Below are 19,126 nucleotides of genomic sequence, written 5' to 3'. Positions count from 1 at the left end.
CTCAGTCCTTGGGAGCGGTGCGTCGCCACTTCTTAACCTGGCCCTCGCGGTACTTTCGCTCCGCGTTTCCGTTCCAGCGGGCCATGACATAGGAATGATCTTCAGCCACCTCGGTAACGAGAACCCTGTAGACCGCCTGCCGGCGGAGAGTGGTATTGCCGGCCTTCTGCGAGACGACATCGTAAAGGACATCGTCCTTCTTCAGCGCGGTGATGGCGACCATGTTCTGAACTCCTTGTTGGTGGCTTGATTGCCTAGAGTCGGCATCATTCCTCGGTGCAGATTGTGCCAGAAGCCTCGGCTGATTCGGAAAGGTGGCCGAGTAGTGGCCTTTTGCAAGCAAATCACGTTGATCTGTTCGCCGACCCTTGATAAATTCGCCTCGTTTACTGCCTGAAATTGCTTTTAGGCACCGCTCCTACGCCCTTGCATTCAAGGGGGTTTGAGCGGATCACTCGGTTGGCAGAATTCTGCAAATCTGGTGATAGATCCACCCAGGCACCACAACCACGCGCAGTCATGCAACCTGCTGACTGCCAGTCCCCTCGCGGCTGATTCTTTGGCCGCGCGCCAGGAATCTGCCTTAGATCCCTGGCAACCGAGCCCTGGGATTCATCGTCCTTTGCTCGGAATGGAGACTCCTCATGAAAAACCTTTTCCTGATCGCCCTCATCGGCCTCGTGATCTATGCAGTTCACTCCCAAAAAGTGGAGAAGGCTGCAGAAGATGCTGCACTCGCTCAGGCTTGCAACGCTGAACGACTCGCTGCACTGAACCACAAGCCGGGTGATTCGATCCCTAAGCGGAACCTCGCCTGCATCTCTTTTGAATCCAATAAAGAGAAAACGGTGTTTGCTCCTCAGGGCTGACCTTAAGCTGCTCGCCCCTGGCTGTTGCGCTAGGTTTCCTGGGTGCAGTTCCCTCGGGACCGGCACCATCAGGGTGAAGTTGTGATGCCTCTAAACCTACCCCGCCAGGGGTAGGTTTTCCTTTTTCTGCGGCCCTCTCTATCTATCTCGCCTTTGTCGATCGCCTTCATCCCAGGTGATGAACTCCAGCCCTTCCACTTCACTTGAACCCGCCGGCAAGAGGCATAGCCTATCCGCCACTGGATGCTGTTGGCACACCAAGTCCTGCGAGAGGATATCGGCTCCAGCTGCCCTATCCCCAAGGAGGAAACTAGGTGAGCAAGCAAGAACGTCTGGAGCACGCCAACCAGCTGATCCAAGTCATCGCCCGGCACGGCCGGCGCTTTTTCTTCGATGATACGACCAACACCACTGCCCGACTGGAGCTCGACCAGCGCGGCAAAGTGTGGTTTCACGACCACTACTCCAAAGCCCGGGTTTACACCCACCCTGCAACATTCGGGAACGGCTGGCACGGTTTTACCCACGGCGGAACCATGCGGAGTCTGGTTGAAGCGATGCGTGACTACATCCAACACGGCCGCCAGATCCCCGTGTTCTGGCTCGGTTTTCAGCGACAGTCCGACAAGTCCAATATCTGGGGCTATGAGGACGAGGCGATGTCCGCCGTCAGGATGGAAGGCAGCGCCCTTCCCATCATCCACGGGAAACCTGAAGAGGTGTTCGACTGATGGCAGAGTTCACCTTCACCGCGCACCTCTACAAGAATTTCGGCATCGCACTCCAGGTCTGGGATGAGGAAAGCCTTCCCTACTGCACACTCTCTGTGAACATTCCGGATGCCCTGTTGAAAACGGATGAATTCTGCGTCAACTGGGATGTCGACGAAGACCTGGCACAGCAGCTCCTGGCCACCGGCCGATTCGAGGACACCGGACTCGCCTGTACTGCCGGTCATGCCGTTGCACCGATCTGGCGTTTAGTCTGCCCGGAGTTGCTCGAGCATGTACGGCAGCAGCGGGATCTCGCGCGGCACCACGTTCAGCAATCCTGACTGGCATCCCCTCAATGGTCCATGCCACTGGGCATGAGCTGGGCCTCAAGTACGGAACGAACTTTTGGCCCGTTTCATGCCTACCTCATCTCCATCAAATGGAGTTTCCCCACGAAGGAACGCACTACCCTCATGCAAGACCCTGTTCAAATCGAAAAACTTCTTCGCGCCAGAGAGCGCATCCTCGCTTTCATCGACCTTGACCAAAGAGCCCTAGAGCGCACTCCCGGAATTCAAGCGCTGGAGCTATCCCTGACGAGCTGGCGTCGCCAACTCGTGAGCATCGACTCCAAATTCACCGCGCTGACGGGGCTCTCTCCGCAGCAATACCAAGCGGAAAGCTGATCAGCCCCTCGGATTTCGGGGCTTTGGCGTTATGATGTCGGCCATCTAACTCCCCGATCCGAACCTATGAATGAACTGATCTCAACCATCGACGTTTCCAGCTTGCCGAAGCGAGAGGCACTGGAGGCGACTGCCCAGGAAAATGCCTTCCGCATCGCACGGGACGCTCCCTGGATAGTGAATGCAGGCGAAATGGCGGCTGAAATCGGTGATCAGAAGGGTAGTCTCAAGGCGAAATACATGCGTCTTCGGAAGCTTGGCGATCGGATTGCAGAGGCCATCGGCCCTCATTCGGCCTGCCAGAAGACCTGCAGCCACTGCTGCCATATCGCGGTGGCCATCCATGAAGTTGAGGCCGACATCATCGCCGAGGCGACTGGCAGGAAGCGCACCCAGTCTCCCTCCGGGGAGCCGGTAGGTGAACTCGCCAACCGTTACTTCCGGCAACCCTGTCCCTTCCTGAAGCAGAATGCCTGCTCTATCTACAACTCCAGGCCCATGGCGTGCAGGCTTCACTTCTCCATTTCGGGCACCAATGCTATGTGCGATACGCGCATCGCCCCTGTCGACTCGACGGCGATCAATCTGAACCTCAATGACTTTTGGTTCGGATACATGTCCGTGATGCACGTGTCGCCGATGGAAGATGTTCGGCACTACTTCCCCAATCCCCAAACCAGGAAATGAACCACCGTATGGATACTGTTGGCCGTGCCCGCCCACAAACATGCACCCGGAGTCTGGACGAACTGATCGCACGTCGCAGCAAAATCGACAGGTATGCCTTTGCGCTGGCCGCAACTGCGATCGCGCTGGGGTTCATCGGATACCAGGCTCCCTCCGCTGTTGCTCGCCACCTGGGCTTGGTTGGGATGATCGTGAGTGTCTTCTCGACGACCTACCTGATCGACATGGCCGACGGAATGACGAACACCGTCCGCGCGCTGACGCCGAAAAAGGGCCAGAGCCTCAAGACTGTACCCACCCCTCCCCAACACCAGCCGACCCAAGCTGCGTGAATTCCACAGCCGGTGACTGCAGCGCCGGCTACGGCTTCTGGCACGCGAGCCCGCCTCCGAGACTGGGCGAAACTCAAACAGTCCATGAGGTTCACCATGCACAAGTTTCGACGCTCTCTGATGGCGGACGAGATATTCGAAGGTACTGATCTTCGCACCCAATGGGAGCTCCACGCCCCTATCGACAAACGCACATTCTTCGCCCTGGGCGATATCCTGATCTGCTTAGGTTGGATGACCTGGTGCGTTATCGGTGATGGTCGTCAACTGCTGGAAGCAAGCCTATCCACAGCAGTCGTTTTCTGGATATCGAACACCATTGCAGCGATATGCCTCTTGCTTGCCTTCAACCGGATCGGCAAGGCCATGGAGATAACAAGGGAATATAAGCGCCAGGCCGCCCTCCTCAACAACTGGCTTGCCCAGGGTTCGTATGACCATATCAGCGTCGACCATGGCGTTCTGCAGCTGGAAATCCAGACATTCCCGCTCGACAGACTTCAGATCACGGCTGTTCATGGAGAGCTTGACCCAGACTCCATTCCCTCCCTGACTGTCTATGGTGTGACCAGGGACAGCCACCAGACGAAAGACAGCCGCGGCAATCGACATTCGCATTTCGTGGTTGCGGTCGACTTCCTAATCGGCCATCAAGAAGCTGGAAGGCGTGTGGCGGAGGCAATGGCATTCGTTGGGAACGAAGCTGTTGGTACCAGGTTACAGCGGGGTTTCGGTGACGCTGCCGGCGAGCAATTGCTACGGGCCTTGAACGAGAAAGCCAGAGACTTCAGCCCAGTCTAGGAATTTCCGCCCCCCATTTTCGCTTTTCATGGCCCAGATCAGGGAATGAAATAGAGGCTAGGGCTCCTGGCCCTATAAACGTCCGTTTCCTACCGTGCTCCCGAGAGGCAAGCCATGGAAAGCGAGAATCACCGTCAGACGCCAGCACTCCCCGCCGTGACCTTGGACCATGTTCAGGGCTTTGGGGAGCAACTCTGTAGAGCCATTCGTGAGCTACGGTGTGACCCGGAGTTCAGTGCAAAGAATCTTCGCACCGCATATCAGCAGGGCCACAAGGATGCTCTCGAGCAAGCTGAAGACGCCACCCGTGAGGCGCTTGAGCGACTAATGAATGGGCTCGCCGGCGGGGATAGTGGCACCGCGCAGAGTGGGTGAGCATGGCTCAAATTCACCATTGAGCTACTGTCATGTCGAACCTTATCCCCGCAGAAATCCTGGCCCCAGAAGTAGGGGCTCTTGTCAATTACGGCACCGACAGTTTCGGCAAGGAACCAGGTCGGTACCGGGTAACCGGCTACATGTGCCGCGTGGAATCGAAACCTGATTTCGGTGACGACTTCCTTGGCGAGATCCTCTTCGACTCTTGCAGGGACTTCCAGGGCGGCAAGATGCGTTACTGCCTTCGCGAGCAGGCAACGCATGTGACCTTGACCGGTATCGCCGGCGCAATCGCCCCCATAGAAGAATGCACCGTCACGGGCATGGTTCCGTGGCCCGACGAATTGCTGAAAGAGGCTCGAGAGAAAGCCCGAAGAAAAGGTGAGCGCGGTGAAATGCTGTTCTGATCATTCGCTGGGCGTCGAACGGTCAGAGACTGAACGTCTGGATTGGGTTCTGAAGTATCGACCTGAGTTCTCTGACGGTTTCCTTCGTGTTCGACTGGAGGCTGCAGCGGCACCTGATGGGCTCTCGGGCATGTTCATGGCTGTCGGCTTAGATGCCAGGAGCTGCATCGATAACGCCCTCGCAGGCTTCCTGGTGCGACTCAGATAGCCCCATCAAAAAGGCCGGCAAAGCCGGCCTTCGTGTCTTTGCCTTGATCATCCTTGCGCCGGTGGTTGCACCTCCCCTCTCTTGCACAGCGGTTTGAGTGCTGCACGGAGAATCTGCCACCAACTCATCACGGGCGGTTGTGGATGGCGGTGAATCCCTTCTATTTGCACCTCACCGTCCGCTGGTACCGCCAGGAATCTCCTGGTAGAGCGCACGACGCGGGCCGTAAACTGGTTTTGGAAGCCAAACCGGCACCCCATAGCCAGCATGACCAGCGTGGTGCCGCCCGCGATCAGGTATCCGAACGCAGCATATGCCAGAACCAGCTCGTGAGGAGATCGCAGCTGGAAGTCACGATCGAATTCAACTGGCGAGCTAAGAGCGTCGAACACCAGTAGAAGCAACGCAACCGCCGGGGCACACATCACTGCGAGCTTCAGCATCCGAAGCGCCGTTTTCAGGACTTCCACACCCTGGGAGACATACACCACCCAGTCGCGCTTCACCGTCGCGGTGATCTGCTCCATTTCCTCGTGGGGGACCTGCCCTACCTCCACGCCATTCACATAAACCAACCAGTCGATTTCCGGCTTTGCCATTCAGGCCTCCTATTAGGGATTGGCAAGGCGCGACGACCTTGCATCCATGAGGCTATTCCGCCTGTATAGCTGGTACCAACCAAAGTACCCGTCTCCAATTCACGAACCGCTTCTGGCACACCCCTGACCACCGTGTAATGACCTCATCAACACAACGGCCACAGGTGTCCACCTATGAAGATTACGAACTCATTCACCCGCCAGGTTGGCCAGCTGGAGAACACTGATGATCCAGCCACCCCGATCCTGTTCAGGTCGATCCATCCTGCCCAGGACCAAGATCTGCTGAGCAGCATTCAACACGACGTGGGCCTGGCTCCCGGGCTTGCCCTGCTCTATGACGACGAGCATGTCCTCATCTATGACCAAGAGGAGGTCAACCTCCTTCCAAGTGAGCACCAGAATTTCTATCGCGCTGCCAGTAGCGCCAGCACCTGGCTTGGGATTGCCTGGGAGCTCTGCGTAAACACCGACAACCCGGACTCACCGATCGAGGTACTTTCAAGCGGCTGCCGCGAGCACATCGAGCGTCTGGCAACTGCCCTCAATGATTCGATCCAGCCCTCCACTTCGGTACTCGTCCCTCTGCGCAGTGTCGTTCATGAGGTGGACCCGAATGGCAGCCTGTATGCCGTGACCTGCAGACTCGCAGATGATGATGATGATTCTGTCTATCACGTGCGCTGTGCGGATGAGGGAACCGCCCAGGAAGTGGCAATCCGCAACCTCTACGAAGAGGCGGGCTCTAGCCCGGACCCCACTGCTGAAGGTCATCGTCAGCACTACATCATCACCTCCCAACTGGTCGCCACCCCGGTCGCGAGCACCATCTAACCCCTACGCCCCGGGCTGACCGGGGCTCATCGTCCTGGAGTCTTCCACGTGTCCTACCGCGTAATCCCCAATGAGCATGCTGTACAGCATTTGGAACTGAAGATCGGTCGCCAAAGCTCGAACTTCGCAAACAACCTGTATTCGGTCATGAATTCGCTGATGGAGGGCAAGTTTTCTGGCGGTCTCTGGGAGCTCCGCGAGTACAACAACGGTGCAGTTGCCATGGTTCTGCCGCAAGCAGACCGTGTGGTGGTCGCATCGCAGGCTTGCCAGCGCAATCTGGAGATGTCCCTGGAGGCCCTGTCCCTCATCGCGAATTCCATGCTTCTCGTAGGCCTTTGCGAACAAGCGGCCTTTCATGGTCATGAGGAAGAAGCACTACACCTGCGAAATCTCAACGACGTACTGCGCGATGCGGTCGATGGTCTCATGACTTGCGTGCTGAGGGACGGAGAGCTGCAGGAACCCACAGAAGCGGATCGCCTTATGCCGATGGCAAAGCATCCGGAAAGGGCTCAGTTCCGTCGGTTCATCGACTGAGTAAGGGGCCTGAAAGAAAATTCAGCCCCTGGTGGTGGCACAGGCTGAGCCGCTCGAACATGGCTACATCAACGAACAAGCGAGTAATGAGCCATGAGCCAGCAGCACTCCCCACTCCAGCAACTCACCGCCCTCGGCTACGCCGTGGCATCTGGAGCCATGCGCTTAGACGTCGCAATGTCGATGGGCGTGTCCATCCTGGCGCGTGACGATCAGGGTGCCATTCTGCAGATCAGCTGCAGCAAGGGCATCCTGGCTATCACAGCCGCCAAGCAAACTCCCCAGCTCACCGCCCCGGCGATCCTCTTGAATCGCGTCATCGCATAACCAACCCCCCAAGAGCGCGTCTCTAGAAGAAGGACCACAACGATGAACATGGTTGAAGTACAAACTGAGGAGCTGATCGGCGCGGCACTGGACTGGGCCATCGCAACGATTGAAGGCCTGCCGATAAAGTACGACCCGATGGCTTTCGGAAATACAGCGAATGGAGGCTACTGGATCTGGGATAAAGCGCCTGGCGGCATGATGGCCAAGATCGGCGACAAATACAGCCCCTCGAGCAACTGGAGCCAACTTGGCCCGTTGATCGAGAAGCGCGCCATCGTCCTGGGCAACCACGAATCGGGAGACCCGAGCCGCCAAGGTGAATTTTGGGGGAGCGCTCATTGCTTCGACTCGGGCACCAGCTTTGAAACCTACAAGGGCGTCAAGGTGGCCGCCTGCCGCGCTATCGTCGCCAAAGAGATGGGCCCCGTAGTGCGAGTCCCGATAGTGCTGGTCCAGCCGGGCTGAACCGCAATCTCGGCTCCTGATCATCCCGTCCGTTAACTGAGGGGGCGCCTGCCCCCTAACCCTGGTTCAACTCCAGCTATTGGCACTGAACTTAGCCCCTGAGTTGCGCCCAGCGGCTCCCATACCTCCCCTGAGCAGCAACTCGAAACTTTTCCTTTACCCCGGTTCTGGCACAACCAAGTGCCCCTGAAACTGGGCTCATTCCGATATTCATCGCAGTGAGCCCAGCACCATGACCTCCGCGCAAACCAAACTGAACCAGTCGATACAAGCCGGCCTATTCGACGCCGCAGAGCCTGCCCCGGTTCTTCTGCAGGTGGTAGACCTGACCTTCGACGAGAAGGTGAAAGCCGCGGTTGAGGCCATCAAGCAGCAGGTGCGCGAAGGTCGTCGCCTAGTGGTGGCCTGGTCGGGAGGCAAGGACAGCAGCGTGACACTGAATTTGGCGTTTACCGCCCTGCGCGATCTGATCGCTGAAGGCCACAGTGTTCCGGCACTGCACGTAATCCATTCGAACACTGGTCTCGAAAATCCAGTGATCGAGATCTACAACAAAGGCCAGATCAGGGCGATCAAGGCTTACGCCAAAACTGCCGGTATCGAGACTCGTGTTTGGGTGGCCTCCCCAAATCTGTCCAACGACTATCTCGTTGGCCTGCTGTCCGGCCGCACGATCATGTCGGTGGGCAACAACACCAAGTGCCAACAGATGATGAAGAAGTCAGCATTGGACCGAATCAAGCGCCAAGTGCGTGCCTGGATAGCCGAAAAGGATGGAGTCAAAGCGAAAGACGCAAATCTGGTAAGCCTGATCGGCACACGCTTCGAGGAAAGCGCGCAGCGCGCTGCACGGATGAAGGCTCGAGGTGAGAGTTCTACGGAAGCTGTCGATGCGATGGAAGATGGTCAACTCGTGTTGAGCCCGATCGCCGAATGGGATGCGTTCGACATCTTCACCTACATCGGGCACGTCCGCTCCGAGAAGATTGAGGCCTACTCCGACTTCGAAGAGTTGGTTGATATCTACCGGGACGCCAACGGCGGGGACTGCATGGTCAACCAGTACATCTCGGGCCGGGAGCAGAACCGCCCACCCTGCTCCGCCAGGACAGGTTGCTGGGCCTGCGGACGTATCTCGAAGGACACCAGCGCCGAAAACATGATTTCGGCTGAGGGCGGAAAGCACGCTTGGATGAAGCCCCTGCTCGACCTGCGGAACTACATGCTGGCGCGACACTTCGATCCGCCTGCGCGCTGCTGGCTGGCGCGTACGATCAACGAAGAAACCGGGACAATTAAGGTCGTACCCAACGCTTACGCTCCGGGATATACCCTGGAGCTGCTGCGCCTGATTCTGACGATACAAGTCCGGGAGCAGATCGCTGCACGCAAGCTGGGCATTGCTCCCCGCTTCCATCTTCTTGACCACCGCCAGCTAATCGCTCTGGACTGCCTCTGGGGCCGGTACCAGTACCAACGCAGCTTCATGGCCCTGCGCACCTGGAAAGAGATCTACGAGCAAGGCAAGCGTTATGACATTCCCGATCTTGCCTCGATTCCTAAGTACACCGAGAAGGACGTTTCCTTCCGTGCAGAGGTTCCCTTCGCGGATGAGGAATATTTCGCCGCGTGGCGCGGATTCCGCAATGTGGAAGCTGCTGCCGTGGATTGGGAAGACACCACCGTTCTTCCGAACGGCAAGATCGTTCAGAACGCGAACGTAGGTGACGAGTTCGAGATCGACGAAGAAGGTGCGGCATTGTTCTGGGAGTTCGACCTCGACTATGCCCTGAACCGAATCTCGGTGCTGGATAACCCCTCTGGCGTTGTCCATTACCTGGTCGGTCTCGGAACTGTAACCCTCTACAAGGGCAGCCTGGGAGAGTGGGATCGGATGATGCGCGTGGGCAACCAGGCCTGGTTCCACGGGCTGATGCCGATCATCAATGACCCGCATGCGCTGGTCGAAACCCTGCAAGCAAAGTTCCAGAAAAAGGAAGAAGACAAGCGAAATGCCCTGATCGGGCAGCTGGCGCTGTTTCTCTAAACCCGAACTACGAGGATGAAACTATGGTCCTGATCACCAGCCTGGCAATCGAAGAGGCAGCAGAAACGCTGACCGAGGACGGAGGTCGCTTCGGCGACACACTCTTTGGCGGCCAGGTCATTGAGGCTGCCCGCGCACTGCTCAAGCAGCAGACCGAGGATCAGGGGCCGCCGCTTCCCCTGGGTGAGTTCTTCGAACGCAGGGAGGATATGGGCCAAGGACGCTTGCGGTTGATCCTGGACGGGGACTCTGACGTTTGCGTAGCAGTGATCAGCGACGAGGGTGAAATGGCAGACGTCGAGTTCTGTGTGCCCTTCTCCGGCGGCGGCCGCTCCCCGAAGGTCCGTGAAGCGCTGTTGAACCTGTGCCGCGCTATCCGCGACGAGAACGAAACCAACCCGATCCCAGACTAGCACCGGCCGACAATGACCAAGCGCTTCAGTAGTACAGCCTGAAAACCTGGGCCTCGGTTTGGCTCGAATAACGCCAGCGGGCCGATAGACTAACAACCCCATGGACTGCCCTGAGAGGTCCTCAGTCGCATGAACGTGGACAGAATGAAGGAAAGAAAGTGAGCAACAGTCAATTCCCACTATATGCCTCACGAATCGCAGACAAATTCGTGGTTCGCTTCCCGGACGGAATGCGCAACAAAATCGCGGACGTTGCCCGGGGGAACTTCCGCAGCATGAACTCAGAAATCCTTGCTCGGCTCGAAGCGAGCCTTGAGGCCGAATCTCAGGATGGGAATGAGAACCTTCCTGCAGCGAACGGCGAAGGTCTGTCCGCGGATGAACTTCGCCTAATTGCCCGTTTCAGGAAGCTCGACGTGAAACAGCAGTCCGCGCTGGTCGAACTCCTCACACCAGTGGCCCAGGCTCCTCACCTCGCCAAAGCATCCTGATCGGTTAAGCCCGTCTGTTGAATCCCAAGCCCCATCAAGTGTGGGGCTTGGGCCGTAAAAGAGGCGTGTTATTCGCGCCCGCGATAATGTAGGGAATGACAAATGACTGATACGCCCACAGGAAAATGCACTCTCAGCGATCCGATACCATTCAGTGGAAAAGGGAAAACTCCCATTGCTGACGCATATGCGGAAGCAGAAATGATGTTGGCCGAGTATCGTCACGCCCTCAACGATGGTGTCGGCGCGGACATTGATCGATATGAGTTGATCTGTTATCCCGACTTCATGGGCAAAAAGAATGTAGGGGTTGCTTACAGCACCGAGCTTCAGCGGGTGTATCTGCTATTCATCGGCGCAGATCGCCCTGAGCCAGATTATGAACCAGTGTGGCTGCTCGACCAGGCAAAGGAACTCACACTGCTTTCGCGCACATTGGTGGTGCCGGATCAGACCTCAAATGCGTCCACGTTCTGGGGAGGAATCAAGCGCGGACCTATCATTTCGTACCGTTTCAAGCTGGCCGATGCGCCAACATTCATCAACTTCTAGGGATTTCGGATGAGCCAACACATTGTTTGCGTGCCGTGCGCGAAGTCCAATGGCTTGGTCCGGGTTCAACTTGGGTGGGACAAGCCAATGGCAGAGTTCTACCTAGTCGTTTTCGCGGAGCCGCCTGCGGGCCAGCAATACAGCGATGAACGGATCATTTACTCCAACCTCGACGACCCACGTTCTCATGCCCAGGAGCTTGGCTATTTCAAGGGGGTGGTCCGTGAACTGGGCTGCGACGTCCCGGAGTCTATGTGGCGAGCTGCATACCAAGATAGAGAGTTCAACGTCGTCAACAAAACCGTCTTTTACTCTCAGAGCGGGGATGTAGTTGAGCATCTCTAAGTTGCTATGAACCAGCTGGTGGCACACGCGACCAGGTAATTGAATGTAGGACCTGACGATGTCCATGGGGGGCTCGTCGAGCGAAAGGAACCATCATGTTCAAGAACGATACCTTCAGCCGCATCGGCAGCTATCACCAGATATCCGCGTCGGTTTACAACCTGATCCTCGGAGCGGTACTTCTCTGGGGCTTCGCCCTGAACTGGTGGATGGTAGCAACCATCCCGACCGAAACCATCAAAGCGATCAACCCGTTGGTGTTCATCATCGGATACTTCGCCAGTGCGATCGTCGGCTGCATCATTATCTTCAGCTCGAAGAACCCGATCATTAGCTTCTTCGGCTACAACATGATCGTGGTTCCGATCGGCCTGGTATTGGTCATGTTCATTCCCGGCCACTCGCAGGAAAACATCATCGCGGCAGTCCGTGTCACCACCCTCCTCACGGTATCCATGATGGTTCTGGGAACGCTGTTCCCGGCCTTCTTCAAACGGATCGAGGCTGCGCTTTTCTGGGCGTTGTGCATCACGATCGTGGTTGAGCTGCTGCAGATCTTCGTGTTCGACGTAAAACTGGGCGTAATGGACTGGATCGTCGCAGCCATTTTTTGTGGATACGTAGGTGTGGATTGGGGGCGGGCCAACCAGATCGAGCGGACCGTCGACAACGCGGTGGACAGCGCGGCATCGCTCTACCTGGACATCATCAACCTGTTCGTGCGGGTACTGGAGATCATCTCGAAGAAGTGAGTCCGCCGTCCCGGTCCATAACGGATTTCAGCCCCTCAACTTGGCTCGTACGGGTCGCCACCACTTCATAGGATAGGAGTCTCCACCATTGGACTCCTATCCATATGAACCAGAACACTGACGCTACCAAGCCCCAGGACACCGAGGTTTCGTCTCAGACGCAACTGGCAATCCTCCTGTCTATCCGCGGTGGACTCACCAGCGGGTTCACCGCCCAACGATGCATTTCGCAAATCGCTAAGGTCGGTCCAGTTGGTAACTGGGAGGCTGCAGCTTCCAAATACGAAGTTGGCAGCTCGCTGGCGCAGGCCCTGTTGACTTCGGGAGCCTTCAGTTCCGATGTCCAGTTGCTGATCGGCTTCATGGATGACCACCAGGTCAATCCCGTCCAGCAACTTGACCCCGCAATCGACTATCTCAAAGCAGTCCTGTAGGAGCTCATGATGCTTCGTTTGATCATTTTTGCGGTGTTCGCTCTGACCTACTATCTCGGCCGCTTCAAGAGTGACTGGCTGTACGCCTTGTTCGACCAGGACATGACCGCTGACCCGGATCGAATCTTCGGTCTGCTGACGACCATGGGGGCCGGTGCCCTTTGCCTTCTCATCCTTATGTTCGTTGCCGGCTGCATGGCTGTCGGTCAGCGGAGCGCCGTCGACCAAGAACAGTAGGCTCTCTCAAGCTGCCAAGGCAATGATCCGCCTCATTGAACGAAGCACCTGAAAAGGTGCTTCACCCCTCAATCCAGGGTTTAAATACCCTTTGGAGAACGAATGCCAAAACTCCCCATGCTTGCTCTTGCCGCAGTCGCGGCCGCTGTAATTTCGGTGCCTGCATCCGCCGGCGATCGCATCACGATCCAGACCGAAGTCACCAAGGGCGGCGTTGTGCTCAGCAGCGGTACCCAGGAAATCTCGAAAGGGGCTACCGCCCATTTCAACGATGGGCGTTTCAAGGAAATCGATACCAACGTGACGGTGACGTGCCGGGAAGGCATCAGCCGCTGGTTGAATCCCTTCAAACCCGCCTGTGACAAACCGACTCGAGAGAAGGAAAAGGTGCCCGTTGGGTTCATGGCCGATATTACGGCTCGAGAAGCGTCCGACGACAAATTTGCCGTCTCTGTCGACGGTAGCTACGTTCAGGTCCTCGAAGAGCAAAAACTCAAACTCGGAGACACCGAACTCGAATCTGCATCCTTCCGTATCCAAAGTCTAAACAGCAGCATGGTCGTCATGGCTAATTCCGAGGTGGAAATTGCTAACGGAATAGGTGCTGATGAGATCAAGCTGAAGGTAAAGGTTCAGCGCCTGTAAGGCCTTCTACCAGGGCCGCAGGGCAATTCACTGCGGTTCTGGCACGCATCGTCTGCCCTGAAACTGTGTCCATTCTGAACACAGCCAGGGGATACACGATGACTGCAGTACGCAAACTCCAACCGTCACCTGAGACCCATACGGTCGAAGGGATAGCAGCCATGTACGCTCACGAGCTGGGCGGGCGCGCCGGTCGAGAAATCCAGGTGCGGGACTATCACCTGCATTTCGCCGAAGCTCTCCTGGCACGCGATGCGTATGCGCTCAATTTCCTGGCAAACGGATTGAACAATGTCGGCAAGGCAGTGTTCACCGCGGTTACCGGAGTCCAGCTGCCGCGCACTCAATCCGGCACCTGGGCCACTATCCTCGAATGGGCCGGCGTAGATCCGAAGCAAGACGACCTCAAGAAAGCCGAGCATCACCTGCAGGTTCTGCACACAAGCCTGTGCTCACGTTTCTCTGAAGTAGACCGCCTCACCCGCTTCGCGGAGAGCGGATACGCACAGGGCTTCGTTCAGGTGATCAAGGATGGCCGTCGCTACCTCATGGCTGATGCAAGTGGAAAGGTAGGGCTCAACCTGAGCACTCGTGGGCTTCACGGTGAACACACCCGTCCCTACATCGAGGCCTACCTTGCTGTCCAAAAGATCAAAGTTGAACTGGGCCTGCAGAAGGAGCCGGTGTACGTGCCTGCAGACGCGCCTGCAGGCAACCATTCGCCAGCGCCCAAGCCTGCTCCGGCCACCCAGCTGACAGAGCAGCTCGGCATGGGCTTTTAACCAAGCGCCAGCTTTTCAGAAGGTGGAGATGGCTTGAACACTCCACCTGCTCATGATCTTTTCATCACCAGCGGGCCAGCCTTGGGCCCGGCCTAAAGGGAACTCCATGAAAGACTCGCTCCTCACGCGCATCCGCCGGTCCCTGCGCAACAAGTATGTGCAGTCAATGATCGGGTGCGCACTCACCTTGGTGCTGTTCGGCGGATACTGGGCGTACAACCAATTCCTGCAACCCCAGGGGCCTGATACGTCTGCTGGTCAGCACCAGGCAACGATCATGGATCAGATCAGCAAGAACCCCTCCCGGTGGACCGATAACAGGAAAACGCTGGACAACCTCATGGAAGACGTCCGTCTAGGGAACGTCATCGAAGCTGACATCGGGAAGGAAGACATCTACATCACGACCAAGGACGAACGGGCCTATGTCGTGAGCGACCAGTTCGGCCAAGTAGCCCGGCAGTTGCTCAACTTGATCTACAACGAAAAGACTCCGTTGTTCACCATTCAGGAACTGAAGATCGGCCCTCAGATCAGCGCAGCCCGTTCGCTGGACGTAGCGGTTCAACTGATGATGGTCCTCTTCTTCGGGTGCATGCTCTGGCCCATGTTGAGCCCCTACCTCACGATCCGTAGGAAAAAAGCGACATCCAAGGTCACCTTCAAGGACGTGATCGGGTGCGATGAGGCAAAGCGAACCCTGATGGACATGACCGCATGGCTGCGGACCCCAGAGAATTTCGCCCTGCTGAACGCGCGACCACCGAGAGGGGTTCTGTTTACCGGCGACCCAGGCGTAGGGAAAACGCTCTTGGCCAAGGCGCTGGCAAATGAGTGTGGCGTGAACTTCATCGAAGCGAATGGCAGCAGCTTCAGCAGCATGTTCTATGGCGTTGGCATCCAGAAGGTAAAGGGCCTGTTCCGAGAGGCACGCCGCAAAGCGCCGTGCATCCTGTTCATCGACGAAATAGACGGGATTGGCCGGCGCGTCGACCAAGGGCGCCTTGCCGATGGTGAAGGGAACCGCATCGTCAATCAGTTCCTCACCGAGCTGGATGGGTTTAGCGAAAATGCTGGGGTGATGCTGATCGCCGCAACCAACCATGTCGATGCCCTGGACAAAGCTCTTCGCCGGGAAGGTCGATTCGACCGGACCGTTCATGTCCCCCTACCGACGCTCGAGGACCGGGTACGCTTACTGCAGCTGTACCTAGGCAAGACCAAGCCGGCAGAAGACCTGAACTATGACCGCCTTGCCAAGAACTGCATGGGGCTGACGCCAGCAGCTATCGCCTTCGTTGCGAACAACGCAGCGCTTCTTGCCGCTCGCAGCAGCGATACCGAAGTTGGAATGCACCACATCCTGGAAGCAATCGAGATCCAGCGCATGGGTGAAGCGGATGAGAACCAGAAACTGGCAAGCCCTGAGGACCGTCGTAGAGTGGCAGTTCATGAAGCTGGTCATGCACTGGTTGGCGCGCTTCTCAACACCGGACGGGTGGAAAAAGTCACCATTCTCCCCCGCGGGCCTGCGCAAGGCGTCACCCTGATTCTTCCGCTCGAGGACAAGCGACTGCATTTGCAGTCCGAGATTCAGGCGCAGCTCGCTATGGTTCTGGCCGGTCGCGCTGCGGAAGCTAACGTCTTTCAGGAAGTATCCACTGGCGCTGCCGGGGACCTGCAAGAAGCCACTAGGATAGCCCTTTCAATGGTGACCAGTTACGGGATGTCCAATGACGAAAGCCTCACCAGCCTGGCGACCATGCGAGAGCTCGGCATAGCGATCGATGCCCGGATCATCATGGAAAAGGTGGATACGCTGCTGAACGCTGGGTATGAAAAGGCGTTGGCACTGATCGAGAACTGCCGCCCAGAGCTGGATTTCATCGTCGAGCAACTGCTGGCGCACGAGACCATTGGCGGCGAAGTCGTATATCAGGCCCTGGAGCCAATCGGGTTCCCGGTACAGATTGTGGAGTCCGCGGCGGTCGCTTGAAGGCGCCGGTGGGGCCGGGATTACTCCGGCCCAGCTGCTTCTGGCACAAGAGCATGCGGCCGATCCTGACTGCAAACCACAACAGGAGCACGGCCATGAAACTCCAGCACGCCCACCTGCTTTATGGATCGACCACCATTCCGGTGCTGCCCACCACCTCGACTCCTATCCCCGAGGAGTTCGATTTCGCATCTCCCGAAGGCTGTGCGAAGAGCATCTTCGCCATCATGGGCCGTGCAGCCGGCGGACACTCGATAGATGCCTGCCAACTGCGCATCAATCGCGAGCGGGGAACTGCCAATCTCATCGGGCGCGGAGTGCATGTCTTCTACCGAGACGACTCCCTTCCCCCGCTGACCGTCGATGAAGCACTCGAACTGGTGAGCAGGAAGGTCCAAGAGACCTTCCACCTCGGTACAGTCGCACCCTGCTAGAAGCCATAGGGTGAGGAGCCATAGGGGCTCTGTTGTGGCCCCTTGTAATCCGTCAGGAACTCGTCGAAGCGCTCCAGCATCTGCACAAAGATGTGCAGGGACCTCGTTGATTCGTCGCGGAACACCAAATTCCCCTCCTCGTCCACCTGGTGGTAGAAATCGAACATTCCCTCACCCATCAATGCCAGGGCAGGCATTTCGGCCAGGCGTCCAGCCATCCGAACGATCTCACTTTCCCAAACCTGAATTTCCGGAGTGAATGTCCAGTGCGGATGGTAGGCGTTCCAGGGCTTGGCCATGTACAGGCCGGCCCGGTTCCGAATCAGTCGAGCAAACTCAGTGTCGAACTTTACAGTGGAGTTGAACCGATCCCCGGGCGATACGTTGAACTTCGCCTCCCGGAACTTCACTCTGACCTGCCATACGTCGTTGAGAAATTGCGCCGCGTTTTGATGATCGCGGGTGAGATCACTGCCAACCATCAGAGCTTGAAGGCGGCGTCCTCCGGCTTGGTGAGCGTCTATTGCCAGGCGCTTCCAATGGAGCAGCATGTCAACCGGGTAAAGGCACGCACTGTGATCGATCATGCGATGGCACACCGCGCACAGCCAAATCCCATTTTCATAGCCGTGACGATCCACATCCATCGGCAGATCGTAATATCGGGCCGCGTGTGGGCGCGCTCCGCAGATATGCGCAGCATCGCCCGTCAGCTTGTCTTTGCGCCGGGCCCGGTCGTAGACAAAGGTCTGAATCCCACAAAATGGGGCTGAACAGTAACCCCCAACATCCCGCCGTAGATCTTCTTTTACCCGCGGAGGAAATCCATCATCTGTCGTGCTCATGCTATTTCTCCTGAGCCTCTAAGTAATGAGCAGCCGCCAATTAAACCGGCACCGGTGGACGAGGATAACCGGGAAATTCACCGTTGCGTTTTGGCATAGCCAAGCTAGAGTCGGCCGTTACCATCATGAGCCTCAGCAACTCCTGGAGGAGCTCAATGATCACGCCATCGGAAAGCTGCCCGGTGTGGCAGCGCTATCTCGAAATCGTTGCCGCAGCTGGAGCAATGCCCAACCACCTCCCGGACAAGAGTTCGCTCTATCATCGGCTCCTCGCCGGCAAGCAACCACTGGTGCTGCCTCCTCCCCTGTCCCATTCTTACCCCTGGTACGACGTTGTGGAGTCCGAAAAGGTCTTCGCCCCATTAGACGGGCCAGTCGCTTACGAGCCGCTGACTGAGGACGAACCGCCCGTCGATGCGGTATGGATCGATCAGACCCCCTGGCTTGTTGTCGAACGGATTAGCAATTCGGAAATGATCGTCTCGCAGCCTGGCTGGCTGGATCTCGGGTTCCGATGGCGCTACTGGCATAAACCAATCCGCGCAGATCAATCCGAGGCATGCATGATCGCCCACTATGATCGAGCTGTTGGCCGCATCACCACCAGTGCTCAGCTCGACCTAGAGTGCCGGCACCAAGCCGAGCATTGGAAGGCGCACCTTGAAATTGCCGTATCCGCCTTCAGCAATGAGGTCAAGCTGATGGGGATCGACCCCGATCTTGAGGATGCAGAAGATACCCTAAGAGGGCGAATGAACAGGGCTGCGGCTCAGATGCGTCTTGACCGGGCAGTAAGGGATGCGCGGACCCGAGTGGAGAAAGGCCTGCCTGCGGTGCCGTCTGATGCGGAGGTCGAAGCCTACGCGCATCGCTACCGGACAAACCTCCTTGAGGGTTCATTCCAGGAGCAAGATGGCTGGCTATATGTTGACGGCTGGGCGTTGCAGCGAATCTCGCCAGAGAAACTCGGGCCTGAACACTATTTGCCTGGCGCACCGGCTGCCCAACCGCAAGAGAGCCTGGAGGACTGAACTGTGCTCCAACCCTGCAATGAAACTGCGAGAAATCTGCTACTTCGCCTCGAAGCAGCTGGCCTGCGGGAGAGAGCTACCCCCGGCCTCGACGGTATCGGCAGTTACTGCATCGGCGTTCGGGCCACCAACGCCATCGAGGTGTTCGAGCTTGGGAGGACTCTGGGAGCTGATTTCGGCAAGATCCGCGTCGAAAGCTATGCGGAGGGCCACATCATCGCGTTCCCGGAAGCGCTGGTAAAACTGGATCATGGTTCTGCCTGAGCATTTCCA

At 57.3% G+C, this 19,126-nt stretch carries 29 protein-coding genes; 26 read left to right on the top strand and 3 right to left on the bottom strand.

All coding sequences use genetic code 11. The features are described 5' to 3' along the window. Position 1 precedes the first annotated feature (1 nt). A complete protein-coding gene (locus LU671_RS04300; protein ID WP_087785322.1) occupies positions 2-223 on the bottom strand; it encodes a hypothetical protein in 222 nt (73 codons plus the stop codon). Between the two features lie 421 nt (positions 224-644). On the opposite strand from LU671_RS04300, the gene LU671_RS04295 reads away from it, so the two are divergent. From LU671_RS04295 to LU671_RS04260, 8 genes are all read left to right on the top strand, one after another. After that, positions 645-869 carry a hypothetical protein gene (locus LU671_RS04295; RefSeq protein ID WP_044060656.1) on the top strand — a complete coding sequence of 75 codons (225 nt, stop codon included), beginning with the start codon at positions 645-647 and terminating at the stop codon, positions 867-869. A 314-nt stretch (positions 870-1,183) separates the two neighbouring features. Then, the gene (locus LU671_RS04290; RefSeq protein WP_023111049.1) at positions 1,184-1,600 is read left to right on the top strand and encodes a hypothetical protein; all 417 of its coding nucleotides are present in this window, start codon (positions 1,184-1,186) and stop codon (positions 1,598-1,600) included. Continuing rightward, complete coding sequence (locus LU671_RS04285; RefSeq protein ID WP_043313044.1) at positions 1,600-1,923, top strand: hypothetical protein; 324 nt, start codon at positions 1,600-1,602, stop codon at positions 1,921-1,923. The genes LU671_RS04290 and LU671_RS04285 overlap by 1 nt, the downstream gene beginning before the upstream one ends. Positions 1,924-2,055: 132 nt before the next feature. Next, positions 2,056-2,268 (top strand): hypothetical protein, encoded by a 213-nt coding sequence (locus LU671_RS04280; protein ID WP_043313046.1) that lies wholly within the window; start codon positions 2,056-2,058, stop codon positions 2,266-2,268. A 66-nt stretch (positions 2,269-2,334) separates the two neighbouring features. Further along, positions 2,335-2,955 (top strand): YkgJ family cysteine cluster protein, encoded by a 621-nt coding sequence (locus tag LU671_RS04275; protein ID WP_043313048.1) that lies wholly within the window; start codon positions 2,335-2,337, stop codon positions 2,953-2,955. An 8-nt stretch (positions 2,956-2,963) separates the two neighbouring features. Next, positions 2,964-3,287 (top strand): hypothetical protein, encoded by a 324-nt coding sequence (locus tag LU671_RS04270; protein WP_043313050.1) that lies wholly within the window; start codon positions 2,964-2,966, stop codon positions 3,285-3,287. 96 nt (positions 3,288-3,383) lie between these two features. Then, a complete protein-coding gene (locus LU671_RS04265) occupies positions 3,384-4,088 on the top strand; it encodes a hypothetical protein (protein ID WP_043313051.1) in 705 nt (234 codons plus the stop codon). A gap of 407 nt (positions 4,089-4,495) precedes the next feature. Next, positions 4,496-4,873, top strand: coding sequence for a hypothetical protein (locus LU671_RS04260; protein WP_023111044.1), 378 nt, complete (start codon positions 4,496-4,498; stop codon positions 4,871-4,873). Positions 4,874-5,128: 255 nt separating this feature from the next. Here LU671_RS04260 and LU671_RS04255 read toward each other — a convergent pair whose 3' ends face one another. Beyond that, positions 5,129-5,680 carry a hypothetical protein gene (locus tag LU671_RS04255; protein ID WP_043313053.1) on the bottom strand — a complete coding sequence of 184 codons (552 nt, stop codon included), beginning with the start codon at positions 5,678-5,680 and terminating at the stop codon, positions 5,129-5,131. 174 nt (positions 5,681-5,854) lie between these two features. Between LU671_RS04255 and LU671_RS04250 the strand changes: the two genes are divergently transcribed. From LU671_RS04250 to LU671_RS04175, 16 genes are all read left to right on the top strand, one after another. Beyond that, a complete protein-coding gene (locus tag LU671_RS04250; protein WP_019437735.1) occupies positions 5,855-6,514 on the top strand; it encodes a hypothetical protein in 660 nt (219 codons plus the stop codon). Between the two features lie 48 nt (positions 6,515-6,562). Beyond that, positions 6,563-7,054, top strand: a complete 492-nt coding sequence (locus LU671_RS04245; RefSeq protein ID WP_019437736.1) for a hypothetical protein — start codon at positions 6,563-6,565, stop codon at positions 7,052-7,054. A 93-nt stretch (positions 7,055-7,147) separates the two neighbouring features. Beyond that, positions 7,148-7,381 (top strand): hypothetical protein, encoded by a 234-nt coding sequence (locus LU671_RS04240; RefSeq protein ID WP_019437737.1) that lies wholly within the window; start codon positions 7,148-7,150, stop codon positions 7,379-7,381. A 42-nt stretch (positions 7,382-7,423) separates the two neighbouring features. Further along, entirely contained in the window at positions 7,424-7,849 is a 426-nt protein-coding gene (locus tag LU671_RS04235; protein WP_010792793.1) for a phage protein NinX family protein, read from the top strand. Between the two features lie 232 nt (positions 7,850-8,081). Next, positions 8,082-9,896 (top strand): phosphoadenosine phosphosulfate reductase domain-containing protein, encoded by a 1,815-nt coding sequence (locus LU671_RS04230; RefSeq protein ID WP_180215257.1) that lies wholly within the window; start codon positions 8,082-8,084, stop codon positions 9,894-9,896. A 23-nt stretch (positions 9,897-9,919) separates the two neighbouring features. After that, positions 9,920-10,309 (top strand): hypothetical protein, encoded by a 390-nt coding sequence (locus LU671_RS04225; protein WP_010792791.1) that lies wholly within the window; start codon positions 9,920-9,922, stop codon positions 10,307-10,309. Positions 10,310-10,467: 158 nt separating this feature from the next. Continuing rightward, positions 10,468-10,800: an Arc family DNA-binding protein gene (locus LU671_RS04220; RefSeq protein ID WP_019437739.1), complete on the top strand. Its 333-nt coding sequence runs from the start codon at positions 10,468-10,470 to the stop codon at positions 10,798-10,800. Between the two features lie 102 nt (positions 10,801-10,902). After that, the gene (locus LU671_RS04215) at positions 10,903-11,352 is read left to right on the top strand and encodes a hypothetical protein (protein WP_026031883.1); all 450 of its coding nucleotides are present in this window, start codon (positions 10,903-10,905) and stop codon (positions 11,350-11,352) included. 87 nt (positions 11,353-11,439) lie between these two features. Continuing rightward, entirely contained in the window at positions 11,440-11,697 is a 258-nt protein-coding gene (locus LU671_RS04210) for a hypothetical protein (protein WP_010792789.1), read from the top strand. A gap of 95 nt (positions 11,698-11,792) precedes the next feature. Continuing rightward, positions 11,793-12,449 (top strand): Bax inhibitor-1 family protein, encoded by a 657-nt coding sequence (locus LU671_RS04205; protein WP_010792788.1) that lies wholly within the window; start codon positions 11,793-11,795, stop codon positions 12,447-12,449. 104 nt (positions 12,450-12,553) lie between these two features. Next, positions 12,554-12,883 carry a hypothetical protein gene (locus LU671_RS04200; protein WP_010792787.1) on the top strand — a complete coding sequence of 110 codons (330 nt, stop codon included), beginning with the start codon at positions 12,554-12,556 and terminating at the stop codon, positions 12,881-12,883. Between the two features lie 9 nt (positions 12,884-12,892). Further along, positions 12,893-13,120 (top strand): hypothetical protein, encoded by a 228-nt coding sequence (locus LU671_RS04195; protein ID WP_010792786.1) that lies wholly within the window; start codon positions 12,893-12,895, stop codon positions 13,118-13,120. A gap of 102 nt (positions 13,121-13,222) precedes the next feature. Continuing rightward, positions 13,223-13,765, top strand: a complete 543-nt coding sequence (locus LU671_RS04190) for a hypothetical protein (protein ID WP_010792785.1) — start codon at positions 13,223-13,225, stop codon at positions 13,763-13,765. A 98-nt stretch (positions 13,766-13,863) separates the two neighbouring features. After that, a complete protein-coding gene (locus tag LU671_RS04185) occupies positions 13,864-14,547 on the top strand; it encodes a hypothetical protein (protein WP_021018525.1) in 684 nt (227 codons plus the stop codon). Positions 14,548-14,653: 106 nt separating this feature from the next. Continuing rightward, positions 14,654-16,543, top strand: a complete 1,890-nt coding sequence (locus LU671_RS04180) for an AAA family ATPase (RefSeq protein WP_010792783.1) — start codon at positions 14,654-14,656, stop codon at positions 16,541-16,543. A gap of 95 nt (positions 16,544-16,638) precedes the next feature. Beyond that, positions 16,639-16,977, top strand: a complete 339-nt coding sequence (locus LU671_RS04175) for a hypothetical protein (RefSeq protein ID WP_010792782.1) — start codon at positions 16,639-16,641, stop codon at positions 16,975-16,977. Here LU671_RS04175 and LU671_RS04170 read toward each other — a convergent pair. Then, the gene (locus LU671_RS04170) at positions 16,974-17,822 is read right to left on the bottom strand and encodes an HNH endonuclease (protein WP_010792781.1); all 849 of its coding nucleotides are present in this window, start codon (positions 17,820-17,822) and stop codon (positions 16,974-16,976) included. The two genes, LU671_RS04175 and LU671_RS04170, sit on opposite strands and share 4 nt — an antisense overlap. 155 nt (positions 17,823-17,977) lie before the next feature. Between LU671_RS04170 and LU671_RS04165 the strand changes: the two genes are divergently transcribed. Continuing rightward, entirely contained in the window at positions 17,978-18,853 is an 876-nt protein-coding gene (locus LU671_RS04165; RefSeq protein ID WP_010792780.1) for a hypothetical protein, read from the top strand. 3 nt (positions 18,854-18,856) lie between these two features. Next, the gene (locus LU671_RS04160) at positions 18,857-19,117 is read left to right on the top strand and encodes a hypothetical protein (protein WP_010792779.1); all 261 of its coding nucleotides are present in this window, start codon (positions 18,857-18,859) and stop codon (positions 19,115-19,117) included. Positions 19,118-19,126: the final 9 nt, after the last annotated feature.

It is taken from the genome of Pseudomonas sp. NMI760_13, assembly GCF_021283245.1.
GTDB lineage: Bacteria > Pseudomonadota > Gammaproteobacteria > Pseudomonadales > Pseudomonadaceae > Aquipseudomonas > Aquipseudomonas peradeniyensis.
Note: the sequence above shows the minus strand (reverse complement) of the source record. Positions and strands in the feature narration are given on the sequence as shown.